Annotated in this window: 8 protein-coding genes; 2 read left to right on the top strand and 6 right to left on the bottom strand. The window is 39.8% G+C overall.

The features are described 5' to 3' along the window. Window positions 1-59: 59 nt before the first annotated feature. The 4 genes from ACK8HY_RS02405 to ACK8HY_RS02390 all read right to left on the bottom strand — a co-directional run bounded on the left by ACK8HY_RS02405 (window position 60) and on the right by ACK8HY_RS02390 (window position 9,571). Window positions 60-1,376, bottom strand: a complete 1,317-nt coding sequence (locus tag ACK8HY_RS02405) for a DUF4876 domain-containing protein (protein WP_416132661.1) — start codon at window positions 1,374-1,376, stop codon at window positions 60-62. A gap of 18 nt (window positions 1,377-1,394) precedes the next feature. Next, a complete protein-coding gene (locus ACK8HY_RS02400; protein ID WP_416132660.1) occupies window positions 1,395-4,160 on the bottom strand; it encodes a TonB-dependent receptor domain-containing protein in 2,766 nt (921 codons plus the stop codon). A 391-nt stretch (window positions 4,161-4,551) separates the two neighbouring features. After that, window positions 4,552-6,300: a RagB/SusD family nutrient uptake outer membrane protein gene (locus ACK8HY_RS02395; RefSeq protein ID WP_077436714.1), complete on the bottom strand. Its 1,749-nt coding sequence runs from the start codon at window positions 6,298-6,300 to the stop codon at window positions 4,552-4,554. Between the two features lie 4 nt (window positions 6,301-6,304). Next, a complete protein-coding gene (locus tag ACK8HY_RS02390; RefSeq protein WP_077436713.1) occupies window positions 6,305-9,571 on the bottom strand; it encodes a SusC/RagA family TonB-linked outer membrane protein in 3,267 nt (1,088 codons plus the stop codon). A gap of 391 nt (window positions 9,572-9,962) precedes the next feature. On the opposite strand from ACK8HY_RS02390, the gene ACK8HY_RS02385 reads away from it, so the two are divergent. Then, complete coding sequence (locus ACK8HY_RS02385; protein ID WP_077436712.1) at window positions 9,963-10,223, top strand: hypothetical protein; 261 nt, start codon at window positions 9,963-9,965, stop codon at window positions 10,221-10,223. Window positions 10,224-10,309: 86 nt separating this feature from the next. On the opposite strand, the gene ACK8HY_RS02380 is transcribed toward ACK8HY_RS02385, so the two are convergent. Both ACK8HY_RS02380 and ACK8HY_RS02375 read right to left on the bottom strand, forming a co-directional pair. After that, window positions 10,310-11,194 carry an SPL family radical SAM protein gene (locus ACK8HY_RS02380; RefSeq protein WP_416132659.1) on the bottom strand — a complete coding sequence of 295 codons (885 nt, stop codon included), beginning with the start codon at window positions 11,192-11,194 and terminating at the stop codon, window positions 10,310-10,312. 15 nt (window positions 11,195-11,209) lie between these two features. Continuing rightward, window positions 11,210-11,623, bottom strand: coding sequence for a GNAT family N-acetyltransferase (locus ACK8HY_RS02375; RefSeq protein ID WP_416132658.1), 414 nt, complete (start codon window positions 11,621-11,623; stop codon window positions 11,210-11,212). A gap of 300 nt (window positions 11,624-11,923) precedes the next feature. Between ACK8HY_RS02375 and ACK8HY_RS02370 the strand changes: the two genes are divergently transcribed. Further along, window positions 11,924-12,760 carry a cold-shock protein gene (locus ACK8HY_RS02370; protein WP_416132657.1) on the top strand — a complete coding sequence of 279 codons (837 nt, stop codon included), beginning with the start codon at window positions 11,924-11,926 and terminating at the stop codon, window positions 12,758-12,760. Window positions 12,761-12,882 lie beyond the last annotated feature (122 nt).

Below are 12,882 nucleotides of genomic sequence, written 5' to 3'. Positions count from 1 at the left end.
TTAGTTCAAATTCCATCCGCTTGACAGTAAGCAGATGGAATAGAATTGCATCGCACATTTTAATCCCCAAATCCGAATGGGTTTGCTTTTATGACAACAAAATCCGCTGTAGAATTATTCGTATCCTTCAACTTTCGAACGCCATTAGTGGTTTTATCGGTTTTTCGAATCACGGATTGTGATGAGTAACCGCCGAGTGTTACGAATGTAAAGCCTGCATCTAAAGCTGGTGGTAGTTTTTTAGGGATTCTTTCATCTGTAGTATTGGGTTGCACATCCACGGCATCCATAATCCAATTGACAGGCAACTGTCTATATTTTTTTACTGTAGCACCTGGTGGATTTATGGACGGTTCAGGGTAGCTAGGAAGATTCGTTACTGCGGCGCGATCAGCATGTTTAAATATCACGTAAGCATCCCGTCCTAAATTATCTAAAATCCAATCGTTGCCCACATAATCTAAAATTTGCACATTAGGGACCTTTAGGTTGTCAATATCAGACGCGAATGGTTTATTCCCTGGAATATCACCATAATATACTTCGAAGCTTGCGTTGCTCAGATCAACTGTCAGTTCAGGTCTTTTAATGGTCACTTCTTTTCCGTTATTTCCGACAAACGGTACTTTATGGTTTAAAGCATTCTGCGCAATCACAATACTTTTACCAGGTTCTACAGGATAACTTTTCCCATTTCCCGGAATCATAAACAGATCTCTTAAATAGACATAGTCTGTATTCGCGGTTTCGCCGACAGTCATCCCCATTGATTTACTCCAATCCAATTGTCCATTGTTCTGATAGTAAACAGCTTCGTTTGTATTCCGTTGTCTTCCCCACAGACGGCCAAAATAAAGGCTATCAGCATATAAAACCCGGTCGGTATTATTATAAACTTCAAAAAACTGATCTCTATAAAGAGCACCATCTTTATTATCTGATCCGGCATAATAGATCTGTTTTATAACAAAATTGCCCAGAAGGCCGGCAATTAGTTCAAGATCCAAACTCGAGGAGCTGGTTAGGTTCACTTTTTTTATCGCCGCATTAAATGTGACATCCTCAAAAATTGCTTCCCCCGTTGAGTTAAAATATTGGTCTTTTGGGATTGTAATGGAAGCATCTATATCGTATTCGCCTGACATAATGGATACCAGATTAACCACCCCTTGGGTCGGCGAATAGGTCATACTGGTCTTTGTCGACAGATTGGTCACTTTAACAACCACCTTGCTCAGATCTAACTTGCCATTTAGTTCCGCTGATGCGTATTTTAAATTTAATTTAATATCTAAGGGTTGTACACCGGGTGTATTATCTTTTTTACAAGATATAAAAGGCAAAAATAAAAGAGGAATCAAATAACGTGTTTTCATATTGTTTAGTTTTTGAGTTTAGAATTTATAGGTAACCTGCGCGCCATAGTTCGGCGACGAATTGGGGGCCTTTACTCCGGTCGCCCCTTCTCTGTAAAACCTCGGCTGATAATCCAGGAAATTATACACATTAAAAGAGAGATAGATATTCTTGCCTATCTCCTTGGCCATATTGAGATTAAAGTTCCAATACACATAATTATTATCGGCATTGACACGATCCGCGTCGACTTTTCTTTTCTCATAGAGTTCGAAATGTTTTGGATTCGTTATATCAAATTGATCAATCACATGATATTCATAGTCGCGGGTATAATATCCTACGGGTATAATATCCCTATAGGCAGTTTTGCTATAATTATACAATTCACAGTCGGCACTCAATTCGATAATCATTCGCAGCGCCGGAAAATGCGTTGAGCTCCGGAGCTGCGCTCTGCTCAAATAACTTTTAGTAGATGTAGCCGGAAAAAAACCGATTACAATATCATCCAATGCTGTGCTTTCGGAATTAAACGGTACACTGTTTAATGTCGAAGAACTTGCATTCGCAAACGTAAATGCAGCTGTTGCCGAAAAAGTTGTCATGAGAGATGAAATGCGAGGAGTTGAATACATGACCTCAGCACCAAAGTTGGATGAACTATTCCTATTGTCAAAGTATAAATTGGACAACAGATACCGCTTTGTCCCGGTCTCCCTGATAATTGGTTTAGCGCCCGGAACCGGGGTTGCCGAATATGCAGGTAAGTCTTTCACTTCATATTCAGTAGCGGTATTGATACTACGTGCATTTTTTTTATAGAAAAGATTAGTTCGTAAATAATGTCCATTTTTGTTCCAGGACAAGGAAGACTCTAAGGTCTGTCCCATACTGCTTTTCAAGTTGCTATTATCTTTTTCATACCGTCTCAGATAAATCCAAGCGGTACTCTCATCCTCCCTTCCATTATAAGCATTCAACAGAACAATCTCATCAAATGTAGGTCCGGGATACAATTGAGCTAATGCAGGAGATTTAAAAGACAGACCATAAGCCAGTCCAATGTGCGTGGATTTGGAAAGCGCGTAATTGATATTCGTTCGGGGGGAAAATGAAGAATGCCCATTCATTAGGTCCCAGCGAAGCCCCGCTCTTATGGTTAGCTCTTTATCAAATAATTTCGTGCGTGTAGCATCCTCAGCATAGAAACCGAAATTTTGTAGGGCATGCAACAACGAGAAGTCGTAATATCGATCTGATCTGCTTCCTAGGTCCTTTTTTGGCATAGAAGGATCCGCCAGACGCCCCCTGCCCCGATTAATATCGTAGCTATAATTTGCCCCAAAATTTATTTTGTGTGTCATATGCCCTGTGATTGCAAAAGCATTCGCTTCGAGCCTCCCATTTAAATTTAAAGGTCTATTGTCCACAGCATCTACTGCAGTGTATTGCCCTGGTGCATATTGTCCTTCCACAATTCCTGTTCGGACAGAATCGGTATAGAGCACAATGGCATCATTATAATAATGTTCCCTATAGGTGTTCTGTTGGCTGGAACTTATGCCTGCATTAAAATTGATGTTTTTGAGAAATCCATCATCCAATTTGTAACTTGTACGGCTAGCTGCATTCCATCCCCAACCACCAAATGAAATTGCATTGGACTGTGGATCATCCGGATCTTTGTTCACCCGGTCAATCACTTTATTGTAAGATCCTGAAAAAGTTTGTTTTAACCTTTTTTCGGTCCCAAAGTAATTTGTCCAGATCAATGTCCCATTCACACGGTCATATTGCTTCAACTTATCCCTATTATCCGCATAGGATTTGACATAACCTATATCCGTATTGATCGTCCCCAAGTTCTTCCCGAGGCTCATACCTTTGGATAATCCATAGGAGGTGGCATTACTACGAACCTGAAGCCGGAAAAAAGCAGGGGTCTTTCCTGCCTGCCTTTCAATGATTACAGCTCCGTTGGATAAATCACCATAACGTGCCGGTGCGACCCCCGATATTACCTCTAGGCGCTCGATATTTTCTACAGGGATCTGACGTAGGTCCACACCGCCAAAAACATTCTCACCGGAATAAGATTTTGTCGTTCCCGGACGCCCTGTCAATCCATAATCTGAAGGTTTGATCGAATTGGTTGCTCCTGACATTCCAAATATACCGGGGTTACGTCCTTGTATATTTCCATTATTTCCAAGGGTAATATCATCCATAACGATTGCAACTCCAAAAGCATTATTGAGTTCATCTGCATTCCGTGTGCCGCCAATAGTTTCTTTAAAGGCACCACGCAAAGTCAGCATTTGCATGTCCTGTACGGAAGGTGCTGTGTTTTTGCGGTTAGGAAGGCGGTTTAATAAATCATTTACACTTAAGGCGGGATACCTTTCGATCATTTCGCGGTCAAATACTAAGGAAGAATTACTTAGTTCCCCCTTTTTCGCCTGTACAGCCACCTCATCGAGCGCAAGGCTCATGTCTTGCAAGACAAAATTCTCAACCTTTTTTACTGAGTCCAATAAAATTGTCCGCTCTATCCCCTTTTTCCCTAAATAAGAGACCGATAAAATAATCGATTTCCCAAACTGCTCGGTTGGAATTTTTAGACTATACTCGCCTCGATTATTAGTTATGCTAGACAGATCCAGTTGATTCAACATTACGGTGCTTCCCGATAATAGACTTTTCCTACTATCGGTAACTTTTCCCTGAATTAAAACGGATTGCCCATACACATCCATAACAAGACAAAGCGAGGCAAAAAGAGTCCAATATTCCTTTTTCATAAGCACGAACAAAAACGCATTAAAAAATACGCTTGTTTAAAATCGTTCTAAACAGATGCAAATATATGCTATTTAAACGCACTTATTCAAATTATTTTTAATAAATCTAAATTACATAACACAATTTAAACCACAAACAAATACAAAAACGCATAAAAACGAACACACCAGCTGAACTATTCACTAATAGTTTATAAATGGATAATCGAAGGTAAATTAACGGGGGAGATTCAGTATTAAAGAAAGTCTTTTTGATGACAAAAGCAATCCGAAAACTTTGGCAAGAAAAAAATACCATTAAAAACGGGGACATCACAGGAAAAACACGATATACTTATCATCAAGTTAAAAAATAGGGTTGCTGATCAGCAACCCTAAAATATGGATATTCTTAATTCCCCCAGCCTGGGTTCTGCTTTAAGTTTGTATTCAATTGAAGTTCCTGTACAGGTATCGGATATAAATAGTCCTTATTTTCATCAAATACCTTTTTAATCAGCGGGTTGACAATCACATTTCCGCTATTTCCAAATTCCAGCGAAATCTCTGACCCAAGTTTCAGCAATTGTACTCCCGGAGCAGTAGGCTTTTCCCCTTCATAGATCCAGATATCATCTTTGCCATCATTATCCAAATCAAATTTGCCTGTCCCCGGAAAGTACATTCCTTTAAACTGCCTTGTCACTAATTTTCCGCTTTTCCAACGTAAGATATCATCCCAACGAAAAGATTCCATGACCAATTCTATACGGCGTTCCCTTCTTATTTCAAGTATCACACCTTTCAGATTACCACTTACATTTTTGTAATCTTCTTCCAAAAATGGGTCCGGTTTTAAATTAGCCTGTTCCATGTTCATGTTAGGCATACCCACCCGGTCACGTAGCAACTTGATTGACATATCTAAGTCGCTTTGGTTCAATTTCCCCAGTTCCGCTTTAGCTTCAGCATAGTTTAACAGCACCTCTGCATATCGAAATATAGGCATATCGTTTTCAGACCGGTTAAAATTATCGTATTTGACATCCCCTACAAATTTAATCAGTTGATAACCCGTAACCGAATTTCCAAAACTAGGTGCGACTGGTGCCGCACCACCGATACGTTTATATCCCGGAGTACGTATAGTCTGGCTCAAACGAGGATCGCGATTTTGCACTTCCTCTTTAAAGGTCATCGTCCGATAATTTGGTTTATCGGTGAATCTACTTCCATCATTCATCAGATAGGAATCCACTAAATTTTTATCTAGTCCCGGCTTTCCATAGGAAGCAGTAATCGTATAATAGTTGACATTATGCCAAATCTGCAAAGCATCCGAAAACTTTCGAGCAAGGATGATTTCGCTGGGAATACTATTCACACTATTGAACAGTGCGCCATAAGAATTCGTACCGGCACCATTATAAATACTATATTGTCCGCTTTTTATCACCTCCAATGCGGCATCTGCAGCTATTTCCAGTAATCCATTCGCCCCGGGCAAATTAAATTCAGTATGGTATTTTCTAAAGGTACCTTCAAAAAGAGCTACCCGGGATTTTAATGCCAGCGCAGTCCACTTCGTTGCCCGTTCCGTATTTGAATCTTTCTTTTCAAAGGGTAAATATTTAATAGCGTAGTCTAAATCTGCAATAATATTGTCAACGATCAGTGCCCGGGGATCACGGGGTTTCTTGAGTTGTTCCTCATCATCTTTATCTATGACCTTATCATACCAGGGTACATCACCAAAACGCTTCAATTTATCGAAATAGAAATAAGCCCGAAAAAACCTAGCTTCTGCGGCATAAGGCGCTGCAGCAGCCTCAGGAACAGTATTAAAACAGTTTTCCAAAAAATAATTAATGTTTCGAAGATTAGTCCAGGTCCATCCGCCGCCACTGATAGGTACCTGCCTTTTTCCTGTCAATTCGTCGTCCAATGTTGTTTTAACAATATTATCAACCGACTCATTATAAACCCCTTCGGCCGATGGCAGTGCATCGTAAAATGATTTTGTAAATAATGCCAGATCTTTTTCTGTTTTAAACGAATCTTCGGGCCGCACAGCAGACTCGGGTAAACGTTGCAGATAATCTTTCGTACAGGCTGTCATGCCTATACCCAACAAGATGTATATAAAAAATATTTTTTTCATGATATTAAAAAGTTAAATCTAGACCAAAAGAAAATGTTTTAGAGACAGGATAGGATCTGCCATTTGCTTCCTGTGCAGACTGTTCAGGATCTATGTATTTGGAGCGAAGCTTAGTTGCAGTCCAGATATTTTCACCCGAGACATAGATTCGTGCGTTGGCTAATTTCACACGTTTCAACCAAGCTTGGGGTACGGTATACCCTACTGTTAAGTTCTTGAGACGGATATAAGCCAAATCCTGCAAGTAGCGATCTGATTTTACATTTAGAGAGCCGCGATCATTCAAAGCGATATAACCCCTTAACAATGGAAAGTACGCATCCGTATTCTCAGGCGTCCATACATCATTTTCAAAGTCTTTAGGCACAAAAGAGTAATAAGGCCTAGAATAGGGTCCCCAGAATTTGTCTGCATTGGCACCAGGCCACCAATGCTGCCTGCCGATTCCCTGAAAGAATGCCGACACATCAAAACCCTGCCAATTTGCTCCCAGATTAAAACCAAAATTATAACGTGCCCTGCTGTTACCTATGATCACCTGATCCCCTGGATTCATCAGGGTGTTGTCACCTGCATCCACTTTGCCATCCGGAACACCGTCTTTACCCGAGATATCCAAAAACCTCAGGTCCCCGGGATGTAATTTCACCCAGTCTCCCGGTGCTGCTAACCTTTGTTTATCAACGTAGTCTTGATTGACCTTCCAACTATCAATTTCTGATTGGGACTGGAAGAAACCATCTGTTTTATAGCCCCAAATATCACCCAATGTCTGACCAACATAATAATTGCTCAATAGCATTTCTTTATTATCAAAGCGTGTGATCTTTGCTTTGGAATCAGACAGACCGATTCCGATATTATATCCAAAAGGTTTACCATCCAGTTCAACCTGATCTCGCCAGGCCACGGCCAGCTCCCAGCCCTTATTCCTTAAATCTCCGGCATTTGTTTTTGGCGACGCGGAACCATACACCGCAGGCAACGTTTTGCCCGGAATTAACATATCCAATGTATTTCGGATAAAATAATCCGCAGAAACCGTCAGCTTACTTTTAAAGAACTCTAGATCGGTACCGAAATTCAATGTATTTGTTCGCTCCCATGTCAAATCTGGCGAGATCGGCGTAGGCGCACTCAGATACTGTGTTTTCGTACCATTGGTTATATAATTGGATAGCCCTGAATTCAACAACAAGATGTAACCATATTCTGCTGCCTCCTGCGCATTTCCAAGCGCTCCATAGGATACCCTAAATTTTGCTTCGTTCAAAACCGGCTTCAAACCCTCCATAAAACTCTCTTCTGACAAACGCCAACCGCCGGAAAAAGATGGAAAAAATCCGTAACGCTGATTCGAAGGAAATTTAGAGGTACCATCATAACGACCATTAACCTCCAGTAGATACTTTCCTTTATAATTATAATTTAACCGTCCAAAAAAACCACGTAATGCCCATGTATTTGCTCCGCCGAGTAATTGCATTTGCCCGGTTCCCAGCGCGAAATCATTCAAATCTTCCAAAAGCAAATTATTGTGCGTCCCACCAATGCGTTTATAACCGGTAGTCTCCTGATTAAAGCCCAATGTAGCACCCAACTGATGATCGCCCAATTGTTTATTATAATTGGCAAAAAGATTCAGCGAATGTTTGGGCTTGTTTATTATGGTTTCGGTATATGTATCATTACCCAAGTAATCAATTTTGCCGGGAAAAATTGACCATGGTGCCACTGTTCTTCTATTCCAATTATGAATGGGATTGTGGGTGAAGGTGTAGTTTCCGGTGACTGTCAAATCCCTTGTCAGCTGAAATACGGCTTCAAACATGTTGATAAACTCATATTTATCCTCTCCCCCTTTTGATTTCCCATGCAATAAGTCTGCATATATTCCATCACCGATATTATAATTATTCAACTCGGTCCGGTACGTTGCTGTACCATCCGGATTCATCGGCACATAGGATGGCAGCGCATGCACCGTCGTTGAAATAAAATTATTGTTATTATCCGGATTAGTAGCCCAGCCTGGATAAGTATAATTTTGATAATTAAGCTGTGTATTGGCACTGACCTTTAACCAAGGTGTAACTTGTGCATTTATTCTCGACCGCACGTTGTAGGCATCAAATTTATCCTGATTTATTTTCATCAGCCCACCTTTTTCATAGAGTCGTCCGGAAATGTAATAATCAATTTTTTCAGTACCGCCTGAGAAGTTTAACGAATGCTCCATCGACGCCTGTGTCTTACGGTACATCTCGTTCCACCAGTCTGTATTTCCGTAGTATACATATTGATCTTTGCCCTTTCTGTTCTGAATCACAACAGAAGGCAAGGATGGATCGGTTTTCCTCTTTAACAGTTCTGCATAATCCTCTTCGGTATATCCAGTATAGCTATTACCTGTAGCCCGGATGAAAGCCTCGTCATTTAATCTGGCAGCGTCGTATCCACTAGTGATAAAATCGGTCCTGACAGTAAGTCCCGACCAACCGAAATTATTGCTATAATTGATATTCATTTTCCCAGCCTTTCCTCTTTTCGTTGTCACCAGCATGACACCGAATGCGCCTCTTGCACCGTAAATTGCCGCTGCGGACGCATCCTTTAAGACGGAAATTGATTCGATGTCCCTGGGATTGATGGTGTTGATGTTACCCGGCACCCCATCAATAAGAATAAGTGGCTGTGCATTCGCCGAATTGATCGAAGCGAAACCACGGATATTTACATTTCCTTCACCACCAGGTCTTCCGTTCGTAAATGTAATGTTCAAATTCGGAATTGCCCCCTGCAAGGCTTGCGTTGCATTCGCAACAGGTCGATTTTCAAGTATCTTTGAATCAATTTGTGTCACAGCACCCGTGAGGTTGACTTTCTTCTGTCTACCGTAGCCCACAACGATCACTTCGTCTAGCGATTGATCCGTCGATACCATTTTTATCGTCAATGCCGTTGATTCGATTTTCAGTTGCTGCGTTTCAAATCCGACGATTGATACTTTTAAAAGTTGTCCAATTTTTCCTTGAATTATAAAGGCACCACTAGCGTCTGTCTGGGTAGATTTTCCCGTAGACGTGTTCAATATTGAAGCTCCAGCGATAGGTTCGCCCGCTCCATTTTGTACAAGTCCACGGATAGACTCTTGAAATTTAGTGGGAATTTCGGCCGGAGGAAAAGCTGTCAGGAGGAGAGGCCTGCTCTTCGCCCATCCACTCAAAGACATTCCGATCATTACCGGAAGTAATAAATGTTTCGTTTTCATGGTTTTGGTTTTGTTTTTCTTCGGTTACAAAGAAAGGTTATTTAATATTTGTAAATTATTAATAAAGTATTACTAAACAATTAAATGACAACTGGTTATGTAAATGTTAAGATAATATATTTTTAACACAAAAAAGAGTACTACTTTTTATTTATCTCGATAAAATTTACCTAAAACAGTTAATAAAAAATATAATCACCTTAAAAACAGACACATAATTAAAATAGAATTCACAACTTAATAGCCGATGGATTCAAAATAAAATGTAACATATTTGACACAAAAAGAAATAAATACAAATAAAAAACAAACAAACCCGAAGCTATTAAAAATATTAAACAGGAAATTTAATAACATATTTATTTATTAACTTAGAATAGATAATCAAATTATGGACAAGTTCTTATTTGTGTTTACTCTCCCGCTTCTTGCAATCAGCAATAATTATGGCCAAAATATTCGGTTAAAATTTAAAGTTTATGCGGATACCTTACCCACATATAGTTACCTATTGATGGATGAGGATGTCTTCAAAACGGGAATTAAAAATGAAACTGGCGAGTTTGTAATAAACAAGATTCTTGATGAAAGGCATTACAATTCTGCACAATTAGCTCCTTCGCACAGCAGTACGATCCAATTTTCAGATTGATCAACTGCGTGCTATCTTAAATACGTTGTAGCTATAGTTATAGGAAACAGTAAAAAATGGAAAGCAAACTATAATAAAGTAGATTATCAAAACAGACTATCCCGTAATCCATATTGCAAACACAGCGATTTAGCTTTTTCTGCAAAAGCTTGCCGATAATAGTCCGGTAAATGGCCATCTGAGCCAAATAGTCGCTGATATTTTGGCAATAAATGTGGATAATGCCTTTCAATTGCCCGCATGACCAAGGCTCTGTTGTCCGCCGGATCACTTCCGTACAATGAAAGGGTGGCCGGAAAGATATAGCTGGCACCGATAGTCTGAAAAGTCTGAAATAGCAGTTCCAGGTTCGCTCCGGTATCCGATATATAGGGCAACAGTGGCATCAGACTAACTCCGCTATGGAGCCCCTGTTCACGTGCTTGCGCTAATGCTTTCAATCGCAGGGAGGGCGATGGAGCTCCAGGTTCAAAAATTCGCGCGACATGATCGTCTATTGTGGAAAATGAAAAGGTGACAAAGGTCTTATGTGTTAATTTTGAATGGAGATCTTCAGGAAGTATTGCTTCTGTATCAATCCGTTTCAACAAATCAAAATCTCGGGTAACTAAATCCGATTTCGTAATAATATGTACTGGGAAACGATAATATAGGATTACTTCCAATAATTGCCTGGTGAGCAATTCAGTACGTTCCATTTGGAGATAAGGATCTGTTACAGAAGAAAGAACAATAATGCCATACTGCTTTTTTCGCCCACGCAATGCGAGCTGTTTTTCCAGCAATTCGACAGCATTGCTCTTCATACTTAGCTTTTCAGCCATGTTGATCCCATACTTGCTTCCCCTGATATAGCAATATAAACAATTAAAAGAGCAACCACTATAAGGATTCAACGTATAATCTTCAAGAAACCAAGGATCTCTTCGTTTGGTCTTATTGAGGATTGATTTCGTAATTATACGGTGCATAATAGCCTATTCATTTTAAAACTTTCTACCCATACCTCTCGATGCGGGCCACACTTCTTTAAAACCATATTGCGCATAGAGCTTGAAAGCCGGACCATCAGCAATCAAACTGACAAAACAACTATCTGGCAGGTTCGAATTCATGTATTCATCAAGTTTCTGCATAATCAGTTTTCCAAGCCCCTTTTTCTGATGTTTGGGGAGCACACAGATGTCAACAACCTGACAATGGCAAGCCCCATCGCCAACGATCCTACCCATACCTCCTATTTCATTATCGTTGTCCTCATCCAAAATAGCCACACAGCATAGGGAATTTTCCATTCCTAGACGTGCAGCTTCCTCCGTTTTTGGAGATAACCCTGACTGTTCTCTTAAAAATTGATAGCGTTTATAATCTATCTTCTGATATACGGCTTGATAAGGCATAGTAGAATGATGAGTTTATTTGTTATGAAATTATTCATAATAATACATTTTTCAAAACCACATTGATGATACACTAACAAAAGACACATACATAGCTTTTGTAAAACTCGAATTCCAGTCAGGGATCAACAAGCTATTTGTCCATAAATCAATCAATTGACTTGTTTTGCTGTATTCTAACCGCCAGAAAATCATTTTAGATGAGCTAATGCCCTAAAAAATCTCTTTATTCATCGGATAATCGCAAATATTTAATTTTCAATGCCTAATAAATATTTTTAATTCACTACCTTTATAACATTGAAACAAAACTCAACATCAGCCATGTTTATCGGCGCTGTCAAATGGTTCGACAATAACAAAGGATTTGGTACCCTTGCGTTACCTTCCGGAGAAGAACTCTTTGTGCATATACGCAGGTTTAAAATTCCTCCAGAGCATATTATCCAGCCCGGTGAGGTTATAGTCGGAGACAAGAAACCAGATCCCAAACGGAATGGTTACTTAGCCCATAACTGTAAAATCCTCAAAAGGCCTGAAGACTGGAAATTTGTCATCTCCCTTCTTGAACAGGATCATATCATACTCATCCCCGATAGCCACGGGCACGAACAAAAACACAACCTCACCTCATTAGCAGCAAGACAATTACTACGAACCCAAGGCAGAGACAACGTAGTTTCTATGTTGACTTCTCACTTTGATTTCCGATTCAACTGTTCCGTATTCATGGCTTACGCCGAATTACTTGACAAAAGCATTTCAGGTACCTTCGAAAAAGAAACAGCAGCTATGCTTCTTTCTCAAGTATATAAATACTTCGGAGACCACGTCTCCCATCAGATTCTATTTCAGGTATGGAAGGAAAGAATGTTTAGATATATAGGCTATCCAGCTGATGGTGACTATGAGATCCCAGAAGAAGTGTTGAACCTGAATGCAACAGAAATCAACTATGATGATTTAGCACGAATCAAAGACTACAGTTTTGGTAAATCCTTCTGTAACGAATTTGTCGAAGCATTATTTGATGATTTAGAAACAATGGACAAAGAAGATATTGAGCCGCTGATTCCTTATATTGATTTTCTGGAAAACGAAGACTCTATTGAGAAGATCAATCTGATCTTGCAATAATAAAATTGAATTAAAGCAGCAATAATACGGCTATTCTAGCTGGCATTGGCCTAGGGTTTATTTTTTGGTACAGACTTAGGTTTACTTACCTTTAAAAACCATGGCTGGACTAATCCGGTCTT

The sequence above is a fragment of the Sphingobacterium sp. NGMCC 1.201703 genome, from assembly GCF_047784615.1.
Lineage (GTDB): Bacteria > Bacteroidota > Bacteroidia > Sphingobacteriales > Sphingobacteriaceae > Sphingobacterium.
The sequence above is the reverse complement of the archived record's forward strand: the minus strand, read 5'-3'. Positions and strand labels throughout refer to the sequence as shown.